The following is a 21,060-nucleotide window of genomic DNA, read 5'->3' on the forward strand; positions in this document are numbered from 1 at the left end:
GCCATGCACATACAGCTCGTTAAATCGGCCTTTCAGAGGGAGCTTGGACTCGTGCAAACGGTGGTTGAGCGAAGGCATACGATTCCTATCTTGGCATACGTCCGATTGGAAACGCGGGAAGGAAAGGTACGACTCACGGGAACGGATTTGGACGTGAGCATGCAGTTGGAGTGCGAGGCGGAAGTGGGAGAGGATGGAGTTGTATGCCTGCCGGCACGGAAACTCTTTGACATCGTGCGGGCATTGCCTGAGGAACCGATCGAGCTTTCAGGGACGGAGGAGCGCGTGACGCTCACGTGCGGGCGAGCGCGGTTTCGGCTCTCTGGACTCGCGGCGGAGAATTTTCCCGATGTCCCGACTTTCCCGAAGGAAGGTCGCGCGCTTTCGGCTGGAAAGTGGATACAGGGGATCGAGCGCGTGATCTTCGCGACGACGATGGAGGAGATGCGATATGCGTTGTCGGGAGTGCAAACGGAGTGGTGGGATGGTGGAGTGCGGTTGGTGGCGACCGATGGACACCGGTTGGCGTTATGGGAGACGGCTGAGCCACCGATGTCGCGGAACACGTGCCTAATTCCGAAGAAGACGATGCGCGAGCTGAGTCGGCTTATTGAGCATGCGGAAGAAGAGGCGTCCGTTGAGTTCGCAGCGGATACGAACCACGTGTACTTTCGGGTGGCAGGACGGGAGTTGGTGTCTCGGTTGCTGACCGGACAATTCCCGAATTACGAATTAGTGATCCCGAAGGAAGCAGCAGCGCGAGCTGTCGTTTCGGCGGAGAGTCTTCGCGAAGCCTGTCGTCGGGTGGCTATTTTGGCGGACGAACGCAGCCGAGGAGTGCGGCTCAGTTTCTCCCAAGGGCGTCTGGTACTCACGGCGCGGTCGGCCTCCGAGGACGAGGAAGCTACGGAAGAATTGTTGTGCGCATACGATGGGGAGCCAATAGATGTGGCATTCAATGTCGAGTATCTGTTGGATTTCTTGAGTGTCGTGAGTGGGGAGGTGGAGATCGCCCTTCGGGATGGGCAAAGTCCTGCGCGGCTTTGCCCGCTCGGGGAAGAGGGACGGTATCTCTACGTCGTCATGCCGATGCGACTCCTCTGAATCAGCGGGCATGCGATCGGACGCGACCCAGAAAGTCGCGTGGAGGAACTCCCATTGGCTCTCCGAGCGAACGTGGTAGAATGGCAAGGCGCGAGGGCTCTGCGGGAGGCATGGAGAGATGAGCGGACCGATGATCGAGGTCGTTGATTTGACGAAGCGATACGATGGCGTGCTGGCCGTGGATCGGATCTCCTTCACGATCGCCCGGGGAGAGATCGTCGGGTATCTCGGCCCCAATGGAGCGGGCAAGAGCACGACGGTGAAAATGCTCACGGGCATCTTGCGACCGACCGATGGCACGATCGTCATTGACGGTCTCGATCTGTTGAAGGATCCGATCGAAGTGAAGCGGCGCATTGGATATGTTCCGGAGACGGGTGGAGTATACGAGAGTTTGACGGCCTACGAGTACCTGCAACTTGTCGGGCGTTTGTATCACCTCTCGGAGGAGGTCCTCGATTATCGAATCGAGGAGTTCTTGAAACTGTTCGGACTGGAGTCCTTCATGCACGAACGGCTCTCCAGTTACTCGAAGGGGATGAAGCAGAAGGTGCTCATTTCGGCCGCGCTCCTTCACAATCCGAAGGTGCTCTTTCTCGATGAGCCACTCACGGGACTGGATGCACACAGCGCCTTGCTCTTGAAAGAATTGCTTCGGCGTTTGGCCGCTGAGGGAAAGACGATCTTCTACTGTTCGCACATCTTGGATGTCGTCGAGCGGACGTGCACGCGAGTGATCATCATTCACAAGGGGCGGATCGTCGCCGATGGGACGGTCGAGCAGCTCAAGGAGCTGACGCGTCAGGGGACGCTCGAAGATATCTTCAAGCAATTGACCTACAGTTCGGATATCGAAGAAGTGGCGGAAGCGTTCGCTCGAAGCGTCCTGGGGATGGAAAAATGAGTCCTCGGCTGATCGCGTGGTTGGAGCGGCTGGCGCGCCGTTTGGGGATTGATCCCCACCAGTATTGGCATCTGTTGCACGTCTCGTTGATCTTGGACTTTCGGCGCCAGAGCGCCTTGTCCGCTGGTCAGGACATGCGCTCTCCTTTGCTGATGACCTGCTTGATCTATGGGATCTTCAGCCTGATCTTCGCGCTCTTCACCTTTCGAACGCTCGAGCTGTTTCACTATTCGCTCATCTTCCTCGCCTATTCGATGCTGATGGTCGCCTTCATCGTCCTCTCCGAATTCGGGGCGACGATCGTCAGTCCTGACGACTACGAGATTCTGGGGCATCGGCCGATCAGCTCTCGAACGTATTTCGCGGCGAAATTGAGCAATCTCCTGTTTTACGTCCTGCTGATCGGCTCGGCGCTCAATGTCTTTCCGGCGTTGCTGGGTGCGTTCTCGGACGCCGAGAAGCGGTCTTTCCCATTCGCGTATTTTCCGGTAGCGCTTTTAGCCAGCCTCTTCTCGGCGATGCTCATCGTGCTCCTGTATGGCGCCCTCTTGCGCGTCATCAATTACGAGCGATTCAAGGACGTGCTCGTTTACGTGCAGATTGTCTTCTCGTTCGTCGTCATCTTCGGTTATCAGGTGATCCTGCGCGCGATGCCGTATTGGGAACAAGAGGGACTTGCCGAAAGTCGCCGGGCGATCCTTCTGACGCCGCCGGGATGGTTTGCGAGCTTAGTGCAGATCGGGCTAGGGCAGTGGGAGCGCGACTATATGCTCTGGGCGGGATGGGGCATGCTCATGACGGGCGTCCTCGTCGGCGCGGGCCTGCGGAGTTTCTCCTTGGAGTATTCGTTCCATCTGGCGCGATTGCGCGCGGCGACGGCCGAACGATGGCGTGCTCGTTCCCCGATTCGTCGGCGGATCGCGCGCGCTCTCGAACGGCTCGTGGCGAGGAGTCCTGAAGAGCGTGCTGCCTTCTATCTCATCCGGCGGATGCTCAGACGGGATCGCGCGCTGAAGCTGCGCCTGTACCCGGCGCTCGGCTTTCCCATCGCCTTCATCGCGCTCGGCATCGCGGAGAAGAGCCTGACCGATCCCTTCCTTCCGAGCAAGAGATTCCCCTCGACGGCGTTCTTCACGCTGCTTGTTGGTCCGCTTCTCATCATGAATTTTCAGGCCCTTTTGCCCTATTCGCAGGAGCATGCGGCGGCGTGGCTCTTTCGCGTGACGCCCGTGCGAGACCTCGTGCGCTTTTTCGCTGGCGTCCGGAAGGCGTTTCTCATCTTTCTCCTCTTGCCGCTTTTCCTTCTCATCGGCGCCTCCTTCGCTTGGTTCTGGAAACCGTGGCATGCCTTCTTGTATGCGGTGCTGGGATTTGCGCTCAGCTACATCTTCCTCGGCATCGCGTTCCTGTTTTATCGAGGTGGGTTCCCGTTCTCGCAGGAACCGGCGAAGATGACCCAGACGCGGCAGGTGACGCTCGCGTTCCTCTCCATGCCGATTTTCGGCGTGTTCCTCACCATCCTGTATGTGCTCTCCAAGCATCCGAAGTGGTTGATCGTGGCTCTCGGGCTCATTCTGCTGCTTGGATGGATCCTGAATCGCGCAGCCGATCGAAGGGCGGCCCATGCGACGTGGATGCAGCAGGAGTTAGAGGGGGGGCTTTTCCAGCGGCTCGAGGAGCCGTCGTAAGCGGTGATGAGATCACCGCGCGCGTAGCGGAGGTGGGATCGCCGACGGCGCGGCTCGAACAAGCAGACCTTATCGCTCTGCCTTGCCTTTCGGAAATCGGGGAACATACAATCATGGGGCTCGAAAGAGCCTAGCGCGCAAGCAGACTTTAAACTTGGAGGGGTGAGCCATGATGTGGAAGAACCAATTCGCCCATCGTCGAGTGATGGGGATCGTGCTGTCGCTGTTGGTGAGCCTGAGCCTCTGGCTCCTCGGCGTTGCGCGCGGGCAGACGCCGGAGACGTACAAGAAACCGCCGCCGGAGATCTTGGAGGTGCTTCATGCGCCGGTCACGCCACAGGTCTCCGTCAGCCCGACGCGCGACTTCATGATGCTTATCGAGGGCGTGCGATATCCGCCGATTGCGGATCTGGCGCAGCCGATGTTGCGCCTGGCCGGCCTTCGAATCAATCCCAAGACGAATGGGCCGCATCGCGATCCGTACATCGCCTCGCTCACGATCGTCAAGATCGCTGATGGAACGAGCATGAAGGTCGCGCTCCCCTCGGGCGCGCGTCCGAGCATTCCGCGCTGGAGCCCGGATGGACGACACTTCGCCTTCCTGAATACGTTGGAGAATGGGATCGAGTTGTGGATAGGTGAGACGGCGACGGGACGGATTCGTCGGCTCGTCGAGGCGAAGATCAACGCCGCCTATGGAGAACCGTTCCAGTGGATGCCCGATGGTCGCACGTTACTCATTCAACTCATCCCGGAGGGGCGAGGACGGCCGCCGGAGCCGCCTGCTGTTCCTCTCGGGCCGAACGTTCAAGAGGGAGCCGGGCGTCCCACCCCGGTGCGCACCTATCAAGACTTGCTGCGGACGCCGCATGATGAGGTGCTCTTCGAATATTACGCTAGAGCACAGCTCGCCCTGGTAGAAAGCGATACTGGGCGCCTTGCGCGCATTGGCTCGCCCGATATCTTTCAAACGGTCGAGCCTTCTCCCAATGGGCAATATCTCCTTGTTGCGCGCGTGCGTCGGCCCTATTCGTATTTGGTGCCGCATACGGCGTTCCCGAAAGAGGTCGAAGTCTGGGATCGCTCGGGCCGAATGGTCTATAGACTGGCGAGTCTGCCGCTGCAAGAGCACGTGCCGATCGAGGGCGTGCCGACCGGCCCGCGCGAGTATGCCTGGCGACCGACTGAGCCGGCGACGCTTGTATGGGTCGAAGCCCTCGATGAAGGCGATCCGCGCAAGCGCGTCCCACATCGGGATCGCTTGATGATGCTCAGCGCGCCGTTCACCAATCCTCCGATCGAGGTGCTGAAGCTCGAACATCGGTTCGCCGGCATTCAATGGGGAGAGAAGGGCGGATGGGCCTTCGTGCGCGATTACGATCGCAATCGCCGGTGGCGGCGCACCTTCCTGATCACGCCTGATGATCGGACAGCGGTACCGCGCTTGATCTGGAGCCTCAATGTGCAGGATCGGTACAACGATCCTGGAACCCCCGTTCTTCGCACGCTGCCTAATGGCCAGCGCGTGATTCAACAGGATGGCGATTGGATCTTCCTGATTGGTGCTGGAGCTTCGCCCGAGGGCGAACGGCCCTTCCTGGATCGGTTCAATTTGAAGACGCTCGCGACCGAGCGCCTCTTCCGGTGCGATGAGCAGAGTTACGAGATGGTCATCGCCGTGCTGCGGGATGATGGCACGGAAGTACTCACGCGCCGGGAGACGTCCACCGATCCACCGAACTATTACGTCCGCACGCTGCGCGCGGGAGGAACGGTCGCACTCCGAGCGCTCACGCGCTTTCCAGATCCGACGCCGCAGCTTCGGAAGATCAAAAAGCAATTGGTCACCTACCAGCGCGAAGATGGGGTGCAGCTCTCGTTCACCCTCTATCTGCCGCCCGACTACAAAGAGGGGACGCGCTTGCCGACAGTCGTCTGGGCGTATCCCATCGAGTTCACCGATCCGACGGTCGCCAGCCAGGTCGCTGGTTCGCCCCATCGGTTCTTGACGATTCAAGGGGCGTCGCATCTGTTCTTCGTCTTGGCCGGGTATGCCGTGCTGGATAACGCGGCCATGCCCGTGGTCGGCGATCCGGAGACGGTCAACAATACGTTCCTCGATCAAATCGTCATGAATGCGCGCGCGGCGATTCGCAAAGCTGTCGAGATGGGCGTGACTGATCCCGATCGCGTGGGCGTCGCCGGTCACAGCTACGGGGGCTTCATGACGGCGAACTTACTCGCGCATTCAGATCTGTTTCGCGCGGGTATCGCTCGCAGCGGAGCGTACAATCGCACGCTGACGCCTTTCGGCTTCCAAAACGAACGGCGCACGCTTTGGGAAGCGCCCGATCTCTACATCAAGGTCTCGCCGCTCATGTCCGCGCACAAGATCAACGAGCCTCTGCTGCTCATCCACGGAGAGGCGGATAACAATCCCGGGACGTTCCCGATCCAATCCGAGCGCCTGTATCACGCCGTTCGCGGCAACGGGGGGACAGTTCGCTTGGTCATGCTCCCGTACGAATCGCACGGCTATGTTGCGCGCGAATCGGTCGAGCACGTCATCTACGAGATGCTCGCCTGGTTCGAGAAGTACGTCAAAAACGCGCCGCCGCGCGAGCGCGTGAATGTCCCTCAGTGAGGGAGTGGACTCCTTGCGCGCGAGCGAGCGCGAAGGAGTCCCTTTGATCCGCTGGGCTCAATGGAAGTCGCGAGGGGGCTTGACAGAGAGGTGGAGCTTGTGAAAAATTCTGAGCCTTGCGATTCGCGCGGCCTGTGGGATGAGGCGCATGCGTAGGCTTAGCTCGCAAAGGAAGGAGTGGAATGACCGCCGGATGGTCATGTGTTGTTGTCCTTGGCCGAGGAGTGGCTCTCCGGCGGTGGCGTTCGTGAGCTGAGCCGGACGCGACACCGTATCGGGATTGAAAGAACCCACTGCCGGAGAGATTCCGGCGGTGGGTTTTTTTATGGGCATCGAACGAACATGTGGCGAGGATCGCCCATAAGGAAAGCGAGTGAAGCCTCGAAAGCGTTGGAGGGCCATCGGGCGATCTGGCGCGAATGGGAGCGGCCGACCGATCTGCTGTCGCTAGTTGGGCGGACGCCGCTTCTTCGGTTGTCGCGGATCGCGAGTGAATTCTCCGGCGTGGAGATTTACGCCAAAGCGGAGTGGTACAACCCCGGGGGATCGGTGAAAGATCGGGCGGGACTTTGGATCATTCGGGAAGCGGAGGCCACGGGACAGTTGACCCCGGAGAAGATCATCCTCGATGCGACTTCGGGCAACACAGGCATCGCCTATGCGTGGATCGCGCGGGTGAAGGGGTATCGGGTGACGCTGGCCATTCCGGCCAACGTGACGCCGGAGCGAAAGCGTATTTTGAGCGCTTTAGGAGCTGAGCTGATCTTCACCGATCCTCGGGAGGGATCTGATGGAGCGATCCGTATGGCGCGGCGTTTGGCAGCCGAGCATCCAGAGCGATACTTCTACGCCGATCAGTACAACAATCCGGCCAATTGGCGCGCGCATTACGAGACGACGGGCGTGGAGATCTTCGAGCAAACGGAAGGACGGATCACGCATTTTGTCGCTGGCTTGGGTACGAGCGGGACATTCGTGGGAGCCGGACGTCGTCTGCGCGAGCTGTGCCCTGGGATCACGCTCGTATCGGTGCAACCGAATGGGCCGTTTCATGGGATCGAGGGCTTGAAGCATATGCCGACGGCCATTCGACCGGGCATTTACGATAAGACGTTGGCGGACGTGAATCTGGAGGTGGCGACCGAAGAGGCATATGCGATGGTGCGGCGCTTGGCGCGCGAAGAAGGGATGTTGGTGGGCGTCTCTTCGGGAGCGGCTCTGGCCGGTGTGCTTCGCATCGCGCGGACGCTTCGACGAGGCGTTATCGTCACGGTCTTCCCCGACAGTGGGGACAAGTACTTGAGCGAGCGCTTTTGGGAGGAGCTATGATTCGACTCACGATCGAACAACTGGAGGTGATCAAGCGGCATGGGGAGCACGCCTATCCCGAGGAGGGCTGCGGCGTGTTGCTCGGACATGTTGAGGGAGAGGCGAAGGTCGTCGAGGAAATTCGCCTGACGCCCAATGCGCGACGGGATTCACCGCGCAACCGCTATGCCATCGCCCCGGAAGAACTGCTGCGGCTCGAACGCGAGGCGCGTGCTCGTGGGCGCGAAGTCCTCGGCTTCTTCCATTCGCATCCGGATGCTGAGGCGCGCCCGTCCGCCTATGATCTTGAACATGCGTGGCCATGGTACTCCTACCTCATCGTCTCGGTTCGAGCGGCGGCCTCTGAGAGCGTGCACTCTTGGGTATTGCGCGAGGATCGTTCGCGGTTCGAGCAGGAGGAGATTCTCATCGGATGATCTCGCGCGAGGGCGCATGGCGTCCTCGCAGAAAGGAGGAGACGATGCCGGTCAAGATTTCACTGCCGACTGCTTTGCGGCGATATGCTGCTGAGAGCGATGTGCTTCAGATCGAGGGGCGGACCGTGGGGGAAGCGCTCGCCCAGTTGGTCGAACAGTATCCCGACTTGCGGCTGCATCTCTTCACCGAAGACGGGCGGCTACGCCACTTCGTCAACGTGTACGTCAACGATGAAGACGTGCGGTATTTGCAGGAGCTGGAGACGCCGGTGAGAGAAGGGGATGAGATCACCATCGTGCCTTCGGTGGCCGGAGGGAGCGAGCGCGCGTCTTCCGATGGGGGACGGTCGGACAGACTTGCGGCGATCGGCGAGCGAGCCGAAGCCGTGCGGCTCAGCCCAGAGGAGATTCTGCGCTACAGCCGCCATCTCATCATGCCGGAAGTGACGATGGAAGGACAGCGGCGGCTCAAAGCGGCGCGCGTCTTGATCGTGGGAGCCGGAGGCTTGGGCTCACCCTTGGCGTTGTATTTGGCGGCCGCCGGCGTCGGACGGATCGGGCTCGTGGACTTCGACGTCGTGGATTTCACGAACCTTCAACGGCAGGTCCTCTATACGACGTATGACGTCGGTCAGCCCAAGCTCCAGAAGGCCAAGGAGCGGCTCCACGCGATCAATCCGCACATCGAGATTGAGACCTATGAGATGCGGCTCACCTCGGCGAATGCGCTCGACATTTTGCGCGACTATGATGTGATTGTGGATGGCACGGACAATTTCCCGACGCGGTATCTCGTCAACGATGCCTGCGTGCTGCTCGGCAAGCCGAACGTCTATGGGAGCATCTTTCGTTTCGAGGGACAGGCGTCGGTCTTCTATGCCGAGCGGGGACCGTGCTACCGCTGTTTGTATCCAGAGCCTCCGCCACCGGGTCTGGTGCCGAGTTGCGCCGAGGGCGGCGTGCTCGGCGTTCTGCCGGGGATCATCGGCGCGATTCAAGCCAATGAGACGATCAAGCTCATTCTGGGGCGAGGGGAGCCGCTCATCGGCCGGCTTCTGCTCTTCGATGCCTGGCGCATGCAGTTCCGCACGGTGAAGGTGCGCAAAGATCCGCAGTGCCCGATTTGCGGCGAACGTCCGACGATTCGCGAGCTGATTGACTACGAGGAGTTCTGCGGCGTGACGCCCGAGCCGGTGCTCGCCGAGGAGTTGGAGATCACGCCGCGTCAGTTGAAAGAACGTCTCGATCGCGGCGAGCCCATCTTCTTGCTCGATGTCCGCGAGCCTCACGAATGGCAAATCGCGCATCTGCCGGGGGCGACGCTCATCCCGATGAACCGGATTCCGGCGAGCCTGCACGAGCTGCCGACGACCGACGAGATCGTCGTCTACTGCAGGACGGGGGGGCGTAGCGCGCAGGTCCTTCGATTCCTCTACAACGCGGGCTTCCGGCGGATCAAGAACCTCAAAGGGGGGATTGATCGTTGGGCCGTCGAAGTGGATCCGAGCATGCCCCGGTATTGAAGCTCGAGATCAAACGCTCGCGAGGCTACGCGCCGAAGCGTCCGAGCTTCGCCGAATGTCAGCGGCGCACAAGGGGGTCCAGCATGAGCGCCATAGATGAGGCCCTGAGAGCCAGCGAAGCCTACGCCGCGCAGTTCGTGTGCAGGGAACTTCCGGCTCCACCTGTTCGCAAGCCGATCGCGCTCACCTGAACGGATGCTCGATTGATCGTCTGATCTCGGGCTTAGGGCCCCGTGACGCGCATGTCTTTCGTCATGCTGGCGGGATCGTGACCGAAGATGTCCTGCGCTCGGTGCTCATCTCGCATCATCTGTTGGGGACGCAAGAGCCGATGATCATTGAGCACACGGATTGTGGCATGCTCACGTTTGCGGGTGAAGACCTCTTGGAGCACCTCCGACGCGAGAAGGGAACGGCCGTCGTCGCTCCCGCGCACTTTTTCGCTTTCCGCGATCTGGAGGCGAACGTGCGGGAGCAGATCGAGAAGGTGCGATCGCATCCTTGGATCCCCGCGCACTTCGTCTTGCGCGGCTTCATCTACGACGTGAAGACAGGCCGATTGCGCGAGGTCTCCGCTTGAAAGCTTACGCCCGCCGCGCTTTCGAGAATTCGCAGGCGAAAAGGGGCTCCGGGCGCATGCGCCCCGGAGCCCCATCGTCGGTCAGAAGGAGAGCTTCAAGCCGAACTGGATGATGCGCGGATCGCGCGCGCTGCTGATGGAGCCAAATCCGGCGACGCCCAAGGTCGCGCCCGGCGTCCCCAGTTGCGTGTGATTGAAGGCGTTGAAGAACTCAGCGCGGAACTGCAGCCGCACTTGCTCGGTGAGCGCGAAGTTCTTCATGAGGCTAATGTCCCAGTTGTTGACGCCAGCCGCGCGAATGATGTTGCGTCCCGCAGTCCCGAAGGTCGTCGTCGCGCGCCGGAAGGCATCGGTGTTGAACCACCGAGCAGCGGTGCGCTGACCCTTCGGCAAGCGCGGATTCGCGATCAGATCCGGACGCGTCGTCCCACCAGCGGGGAACGGCCCAACCAGCAGCGTGTCTCCGGACTGCACGACGGTGAAGGGCAGACCGCTCCAGAAGGTGGTGATGCCCGAGAGCTGCCAGCCGCCCAGAATAGCACGCACGGCCGGATGGGCTTCTCGTAAGGCGGGTAATTCCCAGATGTAGCTGATCGTCAGCACGTGCTGCCGCTGGAACGAAGATGGCGCGCGCTCGGCGCGGATGTTGAGCGAATCCTGCGGGGCATCGGAACGATCCGTCGAAGCATTAGTCATGTTCTTGCCCCAGGTGTAGACCCCGCCGATCTGGAACCCCCGGCTCATGCGCTTCTGAATGGACATCTGCAGCGAGTGATAGCGCGAGATGCCCGTCGTCTGACGCTCCTGAATGAGCGCGTATCCGAGATAGGGACGCACCAGGTTGACGACGCCGCCCACTCTGTTGGCCTCCAGAGGACGCGGTTGATTGATGTTGATCAGCCGCAGGAGATTGTTGCCACCCGAGCCCACGTAGCCGATCTCGAAGAGCGTCTGGGGGAAGATCTCCCGCTGATAGCTCAGGTTCCACTGCTGCATGGTCGGCGCGCGGAAGGGGAAGCCCGTCGTGAGCAAGCTGATGGGCAGGATCGTGTCGCGAGTGACCCCGGCCGCCGGATTGCTGAGCAACGCATTGTCAATAGTCACGCGCTGGTTCGCCTTGGGATTGACGAACCCGTTCTGCAGCGTGATCCCCGTCAGCGAGCGATCGTAGTAGATGCCATATCCGCCGCGCAAGACAGCCTTCCCGCGTCCGGACGGATCCCACGCGAAACCGAAGCGTGGGCCCACGAGGTCGAAGTTGTTCTCCTGCACACGTCGCCCGAAGGGAGAGTTCTCCCCGGCGAAGATCATCCCGTTGAAGCGATCTCCACTGCCCGGAATGATGAAGCCGCGCGAATCCAACCGCACGGCGCGCTCCGGACGGTAGAGATCGGGTCGGAACGTCTGCAGGAGATTGTTCTTCTCCACCGGATTACCGAACATCGAGAAGCGAACGCCGAAGTCGAGCGTCAGGTTCGGCCGCACCTTCCAACTGTCCTGCACGTAGAACTCGTAGGTGTTGTATCGGAGGTCCAAATTCACGTCCACCTGATCCTCAGTGTACGTCGTCGCGAGGCCGAGCAGGAAATCAGCAAACGCGTTGCCCGTGAAGCGCCCCTCGAACGTGAACGAACCGTCCACGGGATTGCTGCCAGCGTTCTCGAACTTCCGCTCTGTCGCCACGAAGGCGCCGGTCTTGAACGTGTGCCTCCCCGTCGTGTAGGTGAAGTTGTAGGTGAACGAGTGGCTGGGATTCCCGTTCCGATAGGGGCCGAAGAAGCTGATCGTCGCGAAACCGGAGATGGAGATGTTGGGCACGAGATCGCGATTGCCGGGGAAGATCTCAGGGATCCTCAAGCCCAGAACGCTGCGCTTGCCGCGCCCGATGATGTCGCTGATGATCTGGTTGCGGGAGAAGTCATAGGCGAATTCGCTCACGGCTCGCGCTCCATGGACGCGCGTGGCCGCCACTTTGAAGTTGACAGCCGGCGTATCGGTGGCCGTCGTCGCGACATCCGGCAAGAGGATGGCGTTGAACAATCCCCCTGGCTCTATGCGCGAGAAGATGTCCCGGATGTACCGCACCCACATGCGGAAGTTGGGCGTGAACGTGTGATCCACGCGCCACAGCTCTTGGCGGAAATTGACCGGCTGCGCCAACGTGGGACGGTAGAAGCGTGGGTCTCCTTCTGCGGCTGCGTTGGGGAGGGGGAAGAGTTGCTCCACGATGATCCGAGCGTTGGGATCAATGCGATCCGGGGGAATGATATTCCCGGGGAAGGGCTGCCCCGTCCGCGGATCTCGGATGGCCGGAAAACCTGAGAAATCCCCTCGACGCATGGCGGCCGTCGGGACGGTCGTTCGCGGCGTCGTGAATTCCCGAATGCGGCGGAACTCCTGCGAGAAGAAGAAGAACGTCTTGTCGCGCTGCTTGTTGTAGCCGAAGAGCGTGACCGGCCCGCCGATGTTCCACCCGAAGTTGTTATAGCGCAGCGGTGGCTTCAAGCTCGTGCGCCCCACGATGGGCGGGGTGAACCGAAACGGCTCGCGCGCCGCGATCACATCATTGCGCAGGAAGTGATAGGCGCCGCCATGAAACTCCCGCGTCCCCGACTTGGTGATGATGTTCACAACACCTCCGGCATTGCGCCCGAACTCCGCGCTGTAGACGTTGGTGAGGATGCGAAACTCCGCCACGGCATCCACGCTGGGATAATTGAAGAGCGTCAGATTCGATCCCGTGTCCACGTTACGCCCGCCGTCCACAAGCCAGTTGATGCCGCTGGTGCGGCTCCCACTGACGGAGATCGAAATCGTGGTGAGTCCGCCAAAGCCCACCTGACTCGGTAAGGCCGAGGAGACGCCTGGCACCAGATACGTCAACTGCACGAAGTTTCGGTTGTTCAGGGGCAGCTCGGTCATCTGTCGGCCAGAGACGAGTCCACTGATGGTGGGACTTTGCTGAACGAGCACCTCTTCTGCGGTGACGGTGACCGTCTCTTGAATCTCTCCCAGTTGCAGCGTCACGTTGAGGGCGACGCGGTCATTAACCGACAAGACGATGTTCTCCCGCACGAAGCGCTTGAATCCCGGAGCTTCGACCGTGAGTTGGTATCTTCCGATCGGCAGATACGTCACCACGTAGTTCCCCTCGGCATCCGTGCGCACGCTGCGCGAGAGCCCCGTGTCCATGTTTTTCACCACGACCTCAACGCCAGGAACGACGGCCCCCGTCGGATCCGTCACGCGGCCGAAGATGGTTGCCGTCAGCTCTTGCGCACCGGTGGTGGCCGTCGAGAGTCCGAGAGCGATGAGGATGATAAGGCGAGAGAAAATTTCTCTCCGCATAGCTTCCCTCCTTAGCGTCGAAATTCACGCCCGCGGAGATTGTAACCGATCCTTCGGGAAAAAGTCGAACGAGGAGATTTTATGGGTTCGATAAGGGCTGCTGATGAGGTGTGCGCTTCATCCGCGTCGGACCGTCAACCGCGAATGCTGACTTCGCACGCCCACTTCAATGAGATGCGTCTCCGCGCGAGTTCGCGTCGCTCATTCCAGACCGAATTCGAGCGCTCCTCTTCGAGGAGCCTCGCCTTACGAGCTTGCATTCGGCTTTCCCACGCGTCGGGGACGCGTACGGGGCTCAGGCGAAACCGATTTCGCACGCTCTCGGCGCTCGATGCGTTGGATGGCGAGATTGGCAGCGTTCACCAGATCCGGGTCTTCGGCGCGGAGCAACGGCCTGAGATGTTCAATGGCTTCACGGGAGCCGGTGCGCCCGAGAGCTTCTGTGACCGCGCGCCGCGCCCGCGGACTGCCGCGCTGGAGGAAGGGGTAGAGGTCTTGCGGTTCGACTTCAAGCAGATAGGCGGCCGCTTGCGCGTGATGCCCCCCATCGAGTTCTTGGAAGATCGCCTCCAAGAATTCCCGTCGGCCCAGCCGATACAGAGCGAAGGCTTGGGCCAGTTGCGCGCTGCGATCTCGCTCTTGCAACCGCAGGCGCGAGATGCGTTCGACGTAGGCCGTGTCGCCGAGTCGCCCCAACCCTTCGGCGGCGAACCGACGCCGTTCAGGAAGCGGGTGTTCGAGATTCTGGAGGAAAATCTTCTCGGCGGCGCGATCTCCAATGAGCGCCAGCGCTTCCAGAGCTAAGCGCGCTGTCTCCTCATCCCGCGGGCGCTCGAACACCTCGATGAGCTTCGGCACGGCTTCCGTGACGCGCAAGAGCCCGACGGCAATGAGGGCTGACTTTCGCACAGCAGCATCGGAATCGTTGAGGAAGGGGATGATGTAGGGTCCGGCGCTGGGATCGCCGAGCTTCATGAATGTCTTCAGGATCTCGACCCGAAGAGCGCTGTGGCCGACGAACAGTCGGCCGAGTTGGGGAACAATTGTCGTAGCGCGGAGCACGCCCAGCGCGCGGATAGCCGCGTAACGCACGCCGAGATCCCCATCGCTCTGAGCGACGCGCAGAAGACCCTGAATGATCCGCTCATCCACGCTCGTCTCTGGCTCCACGAGGGTCGCTTCGTATGTGCTCAAGAAGGGATTCAAGATCTGCCAGCCGCGGCGCTCGGCCGTGATGAACTCGATGTTCGTCTCGATGTAGAAGCTGACCAAGGCGAGGATCGCCGCGCGACGCACATCGCGGTTGGCATCCGCGAGGGCGGCCAGTAGCGCGGGTATGGTCGCTTCGTCCTTGATGAGGCCGAGAGCGCGCGCTGCTTCTCGACGCACATCGGCGCGGGCATCGGTCCGAAGAACGCGCGCCAAAGGCTCAGCGGCTTCGCGCTGTCGGCGCTCACCGAGTTTTCGCGCGGCCTCCAAGCGCGTCTTCGCGAGCGGGCTCTGGAGATTGGCGATCAACTCTTCGGTCGTCTGCGCGAGTCCTCCACTGTGGAGGCTCACGAGCAGCAGGATTCCCATCGCGTTCGCCCTTCTGCACCAAGACCTGGTCTGTCGCATCACGGGCGATTCTACTCCGCGTCGGGGAAAAGTCAAGAATGGCGCAAGTGGCTCCTCTGCTCGGAACGGGCGAAGGTCGCTCGATCCTCCGCGGGTGCGAGGGAGGCGATGCATGCGCCTGCTGGCGTGACCCATGGGGAGCGACGCTTTCCTTACCATGGACATTGGAGGCGCGCGGGCCCGTTGACAATGAAGCCGAATGTGGGGTAAAAGTGGCGACTTGGACCTCGGGATACCCCATGCGATCCGAACGATCGCAGTGGGATTTCCCATCAAGGGAGATTTCGCGGCAAGGAGGAAGGACGTTGGTTCGCGACATCCTCAAGTACGGCGATCCGCGACTCACGCGGCCTTCGGAACCGGTGACCGAATTCACCGGTGAGCTTCGGCAGCTCGTCGAGGATATGTTCGAAACGATGTATGCGGCGCGCGGAGTCGGCTTAGCTGCTCCGCAGATTGGAATCAATCGCCGGATCTTCGTCATGGACTGCAGCGGCGGTCGCGACGCCCAGCAGAAGGTCGTGCTCATCAATCCCGAGATCCTCGCGACCGAGGGAGAGGTCGTCGAAGAGGAGGGATGCTTGAGCCTGCCGGGGCTTTATGCGAAGGTCGCGCGTCCCTCGCGCGTGCTGGTGCGCGGACTCGATCTCCAGGAGCGGGAGATCACGTTGGACGTGACGGGCTTGGCCGCTCGCTGCGTATGCCACGAGGTGGATCATCTGGATGGACGGCTCTACATCTCCCGCCTGAGCCCGCTCAAGCGCGATCTCCTGGAGCGCAAGATCCGAAAGATGATCAAAGCTGGGGAATGGTGAGGTCGCGCGACGGGCCCTTCCTCAAAGGAGTCATCGCATGCGCGTCATCTTCATGGGAACGCCTGAGGCGGCCGTGCCAACGCTCCAGCGGATCCTTTCCGAGCATGAGGTCCTCGCCGTCTTCACGCAGCCGGATCGGCCTGTCGGGCGACACCAAGTCCTCACGCCGCCACCGGTGAAAGAAGTCGCGCAAGCCCATGGGATCCCCGTCTATCAGCCGGAGAAGCTGAAGACAAACGAGGAGGTGCACGCACTCATTCGTGCGCTCTCGCCGGAGGTGATCGTCGTCGTCGCCTATGGGAAAATTCTGCCGGGATGGTTGCTTAGCATCCCGCCGCTCGGATGCGTGAACGTGCATTTCTCGCTCTTGCCCAAGTATCGGGGAGCGGCGCCAGTGCAATGGGCTATCGCTATGGGTGAGACGGTCACGGGGGTGACGACGATGCTCATGGATGAAGGCTTGGATACGGGGCCGATCCTCCTTCAGCGCGCGTGTGAGATCGGCCCTGAGGAGACGGCGCCGGAGGTGACCGAGCGATTGGCGCACATGGGGGCGGAGTTGCTCTCGGAAACCCTCGAGGGGTTGCGCGTAGGGCGCATTGAACCGAAACCACAGGAGGAGGCGCAGGCGTCATGGGCGCCGCTGCTCCGGCGTGAGCACGGATGGGTGGATTGGACGTTGCCCGCGGAGGCGATCCGTAACCGAATTCGAGGATTTCAGCCGTGGCCCGGCGCCTGGACGACGCTTCACGGCGCGCGCTTGATCCTGTGGAAAGCGCAGGCCGATGTCGGTCGGCCAGGCGAGGAACTCTCGTTTCCTCCGGGGACCGTGAGCGCCATCGAACGCGACGCCTTCGTCGTCGCTTGTGGTGAGGGCACGCGGTTGCGCATCACCGAAGTACAGCTTGAGGGGCGACGACGTCTGCCCGCGGGCGAATTCCTGAAAGGCGCGCGGCTTTCGGTTGGTCTGCGACTCGGTCAAGAGGGCCCCCCTGCCGCTTCATGAAGCGAACCCACGGTCGTTCATGCTCAGCCCAGCTCGAAAGCTTGCCTTTCGGGTTTTACGGCGCGTCGCTGCGCAGGGCAGCCGAGCGAGTGATCTCTTGGCTTCCCTTCAGGCGGAGAAGCTCTCGGAGCGAGATCGCCGATTGGCTTATGAGCTGGTGCTCGGTGTCTTGCGCTGGCAGCGGTTACTCGATCACCTCATCGCGCATTACAGCGGGCGAGCGCCCGAGCGCCTCGACGAGCCCATTCGAATCGCTTTGCGATTGGGGCTATATCAACTGCGCTTTCTAGAACGCATCCCGGCCTATGCGGCTGTGAGCGAGGCCGTTGCTTTGGTGAAACAGTATGGCCCGGCATGGGGAGCCGGATTGGTCAACGCCGTCTTACGGCGAGCGGCTTCAGCACCTGATGATCGCCCGTGGAGGAAGATCGCTGACCCCATCGAACGCGCGAGTATCGAGTGGTCACACCCGGCGTGGCTTGTCCGAAAGTGGGTGAAGGATTTCGGCATGGAGGAAGCGCTGGCGCTCCTGCGCGCGAACAATCAAGCGCCCACCATTACGATCCGTCTCAATCCCCTCGCTGCTCCGGATGACGAAATCATGCGCGCGCTCGCACACCAGGAGATCGAGATCGAGCCTTCACCCTATGTGCCCGGGGCTTACCGCGTGCGATCCGGCTCGCTCTCGCCGCGCGTGGACGCCTGGCAGCGCGGATGGATCTACGTTCAAGAGGAAGCATCGCAGCTCATCGCGCACATCGTCGCACCCGAGCCTGGAATGCGCATTTTGGAAATATGTGCTGCTCCGGGTAGTAAGACGACGCATTTGGCGGCCCTCATGGCGAATCGTGGGATGATCGTCGCTGGCGATCGGCACTTCGGGCGATTGCGACAGCTCCAACTCTTAGCCGAGCGCCTGCACGTGCGGATCGCTCATCCGGTCGTCTTCGAAGGAAAGGATCCATTGCCTCTTCTCCCTACTGAGCGATTCGACCGCGTGCTGCTCGATGCGCCCTGTTCGGGGACAGGGACCCTCCGGCGACATCCGGAGATCAAGTGGCGTCTGACGCAAGAAGAGGTGCATCGAATGGCCGAGCAACAAAAGGCGCTGCTTCGCGAAGCCGCACGATGGGTTGCACCCGGAGGGTGGCTCATCTATTCGACCTGTTCCTTGGAGCAGGAAGAGAATGAGGAGATCGTCGGCGCGTTCCTCGCTTCGCAGCCGGAATTTCGCCTAGTGGTCCCTTCGGTAGCCGAAGTGTTTCGGACTGAAGGCGGATATATTCGGACGTTCCCCCATCGGCACGGGATGGATGGATTCTTCGCAGCCGTGTTGGAGAGAATCCCGACGGCGGCAGAAGGTCCCTAAGAGCGTGGTGAGTTCGGAGCATCGAGGCCTGGGCCCTCTCAATCCGAGGTTCAAAGAGCACTCTCCCTCCGAAGCCTTCCTCAGCTCGACCTTCGGGCCAGGAAGCCTGAGCGCGATTCGAGCACTTCCTGAGGAAGCGAAGGCTGCAAAAGTGTTCGACGCAGATCGGGGAAGGAAACCATGGCGCTCTATTGGGGCGTGCGACCCTCCGACTCGATCCGCGCAAAAACGCGCAGGATTGGGCGAAAAAGCCCCCGCAGTTGTTAAGCGGATCGGCGTATTTCCTCGACTAGCTCACTTTTTCCGAGCCGCTTCGCATAGGGCGTTGCAACGGTACGTGATTTGCCCTACAATCGCTGAAGGTGATGATGGAGGAGCAGCTCATGCCGGAAGCGCGAATCTTCGAAACGATCCTCCTCGAACGCCAACACGTTGACCTCTTGCTTGAGGCATTGGCCCACAAGGGCTATCGTCTCGTGGGACCGACCGTTCGTGACGGAGCAATCGTCTACGAAGAGTTGACTTCTGCGGCTGACCTTCCCATTGGCTGGACGGATGAGCAGGATGGTGGAAGCTACCGCCTCAAGAAACGCAACGACCAGGCCCTCTTCGGTTATGTCGTCGGCCCTCACTCCTGGAAAAAATTTCTCTTTCCACCGACACTCAAGCTCTTTACCGCTCGACGCACGGAAGGTGGATTCGAGATCATCTCGGACGAAGCCGTCCCCTCCTCGGCCTTCCGAGACCCACAACCCTCACGCCCCAATCCGCAATCAGAAGGTTCGTCCTCCGTTCCCCACCCTCCGAAGTTCGCTTTTATCGGCGTTCGATCCTGCGAGCTGCACGCCATTGCAATCCAGGACAAGGTCTTCTTAGGCGGAGCTTACGTGGACCCCACCTACAAGGAGCGACGCGAGAACGCTTTTATCGTGGCGGTCAATTGCGGACAGGCCGGAGGCACCTGCTTCTGTGTTTCTATGAATACGGGGCCGAAAGCGACCTTCGGCTTCGATCTCGCGTTGACGGAGATCATCGAGCCAGAGCGCCACTACTTCGTGGTTGAGGTGGGGACCGATCGGGGAGCAGAAATTCTCCAAGAGCTGCCTCATCGGCCCGCGAGGGAAGAAGAGATGCGGCTCGCTCAACAGATCATCGCGCGAACGGCGATGCAGATGGGTCGGACGCTGGACACGACCGACATCAAGGATCTGCTCTATCGCAACTACGAACATCCTCGATGGGATCAGGTGGCAGCGCGGTGTCTCACTTGCGCTAACTGTACGATGGTCTGCCCGACCTGCTTCTGCAGCACCGTCGAGGATGTCACCGACCTCAGCGGCGAGCACGCCGAACGGTGGCGAAAATGGGACTCATGCTTCACGATGGATTTCTCATACATTCACGGCGGCAGCGTGCGCGCCTCCGCCAAGGCTCGTTATCGCCAATGGCTGACGCACAAACTGGCGACCTGGATTGATCAATTCGGCACGTCGGGATGCGTTGGCTGCGGGCGTTGCATCACCTGGTGTCCCGTCGGCATTGACATCACCGAAGAGGTTCGCGCCATCCGGGCGAGCGAATTAATCCGGACGGGCGAATCAAAACGTAGGGAGGACGCCCATGGAGACGCTTGAACGCCTTCTCGCCGAACATCCGTTCTTCGCCGGATTGGATGCCCGGCACATACAATTGATCGTCGGGTGTGCCACTAACGTGCGCTTCGATGCCGGGCAAATGATCTTCCGTGAAGGCGAGGAAGCCAATGAGTTTTACGTCATCCGGCACGGCAAGGTCGCCCTGGAAATCTTCGTTCCGGGGCGCGGCCCGATCACGATTCAAACTCTCGGGGAGGGAGAAATTCTCGGTTGGTCGTGGCTCGTTCCCCCTTATCACTGGCGTTTTAATGCTCGTGCTGTCGAACTGACGCGAGCTATCGCGCTTGACGGGAAGTGTCTGCGCACCAAATGTGAGGACGATCACGACCTGGGCTATGAATTGCTCAAGCGATTCGCTTATATCATCGAGCAACGACTTCAGGCAACGCGATTGCAACTTCTCGATGTGTATGCCGTTCACTCCTGAGAGGTGCGAGCGATGATGCCCAACCCCATGGAGCCACGTCCGTATCGTATTCGCCGCGTGCACAGGGAGACGGCTGACACGTTCACTCTCGAGCTAACGCCGGTCAACGGAACGGCGGCCTTTTCCTTCGCACCGGGGCAATTCAATATGCTTTACGTCTTCGGTGTGGGCGAGATTCCCATTTCGATCAGCGGTGACCCGGCCAAATTGGAGACGCTCGTGCACACAACGCGCGTCGTCGGCACGGTGACGAAAGCTATGCGCCGGCTGAAACGCGGGGATACATTGGGCGTGCGCGGGCCCTTCGGGAGTTCCTGGCCAGTCGAAGAAGCTGAAGGCAACGATGTGGTGATCGTCGCCGGTGGGATCGGGCTGGCGCCGCTCCGACCGGCGCTCTATCACATCCTCTCGCGCCGAGAAAAGTATGGCAAGGTCGTCTTGCTATACGGCGCGCGCACGCCCGAAGACCTCCTGTACCGGAACGAATTGAGCCAGTGGCGAGCGCAATTCGATCTCGAGGTCTACGTCACGGTTGATCGCGCCACAGGTGGATGGCGCGGCAACGTCGGCGTGGTGACGACGCTCATTCCCCGGGCGCCCTTCGATCCCCTCAACGCCATCGCGATGGTTTGTGG

Annotated in this window: 16 protein-coding genes; 14 read left to right on the forward strand and 2 right to left on the reverse strand. The window is 60.9% G+C overall.

Annotation, left to right across the window (positions count from 1 at the left end):
* Positions 1-3 precede the first annotated feature (3 nt).
* The 8 genes from dnaN (at position 4) to NZ746_03645 (ending at position 10,188) form a co-directional block, all read left to right on the forward strand.
* Positions 4-1,104, forward strand: a complete 1,101-nt coding sequence (dnaN, locus tag NZ746_03610; protein ID MCS6816449.1) for a DNA polymerase III subunit beta — start codon at positions 4-6, stop codon at positions 1,102-1,104.
* A gap of 118 nt (positions 1,105-1,222) precedes the next feature.
* The gene (locus NZ746_03615; protein MCS6816450.1) at positions 1,223-2,008 is read left to right on the forward strand and encodes an ABC transporter ATP-binding protein; all 786 of its coding nucleotides are present in this window, start codon (positions 1,223-1,225) and stop codon (positions 2,006-2,008) included.
* Positions 2,005-3,696 (forward strand): hypothetical protein, encoded by a 1,692-nt coding sequence (locus NZ746_03620; protein ID MCS6816451.1) that lies wholly within the window; start codon positions 2,005-2,007, stop codon positions 3,694-3,696. The genes NZ746_03615 and NZ746_03620 overlap by 4 nt, the downstream gene beginning before the upstream one ends.
* Before the next feature lie 169 nt (positions 3,697-3,865).
* A complete protein-coding gene (locus NZ746_03625) occupies positions 3,866-6,340 on the forward strand; it encodes a prolyl oligopeptidase family serine peptidase (GenBank protein MCS6816452.1) in 2,475 nt (824 codons plus the stop codon).
* 390 nt (positions 6,341-6,730) lie between these two features.
* Positions 6,731-7,669: a cysteine synthase family protein gene (locus tag NZ746_03630; GenBank protein ID MCS6816453.1), complete on the forward strand. Its 939-nt coding sequence runs from the start codon at positions 6,731-6,733 to the stop codon at positions 7,667-7,669.
* Positions 7,666-8,085 (forward strand): M67 family metallopeptidase, encoded by a 420-nt coding sequence (locus NZ746_03635; GenBank protein ID MCS6816454.1) that lies wholly within the window; start codon positions 7,666-7,668, stop codon positions 8,083-8,085. Before NZ746_03630 ends, NZ746_03635 begins: the two co-directional genes overlap by 4 nt.
* Positions 8,086-8,129: 44 nt before the next feature.
* Positions 8,130-9,608 (forward strand): molybdopterin-synthase adenylyltransferase MoeB, encoded by a 1,479-nt coding sequence (gene moeB, locus NZ746_03640; GenBank protein MCS6816455.1) that lies wholly within the window; start codon positions 8,130-8,132, stop codon positions 9,606-9,608.
* A 268-nt stretch (positions 9,609-9,876) separates the two neighbouring features.
* Positions 9,877-10,188, forward strand: a complete 312-nt coding sequence (locus NZ746_03645; GenBank protein ID MCS6816456.1) for a hypothetical protein — start codon at positions 9,877-9,879, stop codon at positions 10,186-10,188.
* Between the two features lie 81 nt (positions 10,189-10,269).
* On the opposite strand, the gene NZ746_03650 is transcribed toward NZ746_03645, so the two are convergent.
* Both NZ746_03650 and NZ746_03655 read right to left on the reverse strand, forming a co-directional pair.
* Positions 10,270-13,536: a carboxypeptidase regulatory-like domain-containing protein gene (locus NZ746_03650; protein ID MCS6816457.1), complete on the reverse strand. Its 3,267-nt coding sequence runs from the start codon at positions 13,534-13,536 to the stop codon at positions 10,270-10,272.
* Between the two features lie 246 nt (positions 13,537-13,782).
* A complete protein-coding gene (locus NZ746_03655) occupies positions 13,783-15,114 on the reverse strand; it encodes a HEAT repeat domain-containing protein (GenBank protein MCS6816458.1) in 1,332 nt (443 codons plus the stop codon).
* Positions 15,115-15,458: 344 nt separating this feature from the next.
* Between NZ746_03655 and def the strand changes: the two genes are divergently transcribed.
* The 6 genes from def to NZ746_03685 form a co-directional block, all read left to right on the forward strand.
* Positions 15,459-15,968, forward strand: a complete 510-nt coding sequence (gene def, locus NZ746_03660) for a peptide deformylase (GenBank protein ID MCS6816459.1) — start codon at positions 15,459-15,461, stop codon at positions 15,966-15,968.
* Between the two features lie 37 nt (positions 15,969-16,005).
* Positions 16,006-16,974, forward strand: coding sequence for a methionyl-tRNA formyltransferase (fmt, locus tag NZ746_03665; protein ID MCS6816460.1), 969 nt, complete (start codon positions 16,006-16,008; stop codon positions 16,972-16,974).
* A 19-nt stretch (positions 16,975-16,993) separates the two neighbouring features.
* Positions 16,994-18,343, forward strand: coding sequence for a 16S rRNA (cytosine(967)-C(5))-methyltransferase RsmB (rsmB, locus tag NZ746_03670; protein MCS6816461.1), 1,350 nt, complete (start codon positions 16,994-16,996; stop codon positions 18,341-18,343).
* 383 nt (positions 18,344-18,726) lie between these two features.
* Positions 18,727-19,977, forward strand: a complete 1,251-nt coding sequence (locus tag NZ746_03675; GenBank protein MCS6816462.1) for a 4Fe-4S dicluster domain-containing protein — start codon at positions 18,727-18,729, stop codon at positions 19,975-19,977.
* On the forward strand, positions 19,964-20,425 hold the full coding sequence (locus NZ746_03680) for a cyclic nucleotide-binding domain-containing protein (GenBank protein ID MCS6816463.1): 462 nt from the start codon (positions 19,964-19,966) through the stop codon (positions 20,423-20,425). Before NZ746_03675 ends, NZ746_03680 begins: the two co-directional genes overlap by 14 nt.
* A gap of 12 nt (positions 20,426-20,437) precedes the next feature.
* The coding region (locus NZ746_03685) for an FAD/NAD(P)-binding protein (protein ID MCS6816464.1) at positions 20,438-21,060 on the forward strand (623 nt) is incomplete at its 3' end.

This window comes from Blastocatellia bacterium, from assembly GCA_025055075.1.
In the GTDB taxonomy this organism is placed as follows: domain Bacteria; phylum Acidobacteriota; class Blastocatellia; order HR10; family HR10; genus HR10.

What these genes read in the sequence shown, in the direction of transcription:
- NZ746_03620 (MCS6816451.1), top strand. Translation starts at nt 2,005, where the DNA reads ATGAGTCCTCGGCTGATCGCGTGGTTGGAGCGGCTGGCGCGCCGTTTG.
- NZ746_03650 (MCS6816457.1), bottom strand. Translation starts at nt 13,536, where the DNA reads ATGCGGAGAGAAATTTTCTCTCGCCTTATCATCCTCATCGCTCTCGGA.
- dnaN (MCS6816449.1), top strand. Translation starts at nt 4, where the DNA reads ATGCACATACAGCTCGTTAAATCGGCCTTTCAGAGGGAGCTTGGACTC.
- moeB (MCS6816455.1), top strand. Translation starts at nt 8,130, where the DNA reads ATGCCGGTCAAGATTTCACTGCCGACTGCTTTGCGGCGATATGCTGCT.
- NZ746_03680 (MCS6816463.1), top strand. Translation starts at nt 19,964, where the DNA reads ATGGAGACGCTTGAACGCCTTCTCGCCGAACATCCGTTCTTCGCCGGA.
- NZ746_03635 (MCS6816454.1), top strand. Translation starts at nt 7,666, where the DNA reads ATGATTCGACTCACGATCGAACAACTGGAGGTGATCAAGCGGCATGGG.
- NZ746_03655 (MCS6816458.1), bottom strand. Translation starts at nt 15,114, where the DNA reads ATGGGAATCCTGCTGCTCGTGAGCCTCCACAGTGGAGGACTCGCGCAG.
- fmt (MCS6816460.1), top strand. Translation starts at nt 16,006, where the DNA reads ATGCGCGTCATCTTCATGGGAACGCCTGAGGCGGCCGTGCCAACGCTC.
- rsmB (MCS6816461.1), top strand. Translation starts at nt 16,994, where the DNA reads ATGCTCAGCCCAGCTCGAAAGCTTGCCTTTCGGGTTTTACGGCGCGTC.
- NZ746_03615 (MCS6816450.1), top strand. Translation starts at nt 1,223, where the DNA reads ATGAGCGGACCGATGATCGAGGTCGTTGATTTGACGAAGCGATACGAT.
- NZ746_03675 (MCS6816462.1), top strand. Translation starts at nt 18,727, where the DNA reads ATGCCGGAAGCGCGAATCTTCGAAACGATCCTCCTCGAACGCCAACAC.
- NZ746_03625 (MCS6816452.1), top strand. Translation starts at nt 3,866, where the DNA reads ATGATGTGGAAGAACCAATTCGCCCATCGTCGAGTGATGGGGATCGTG.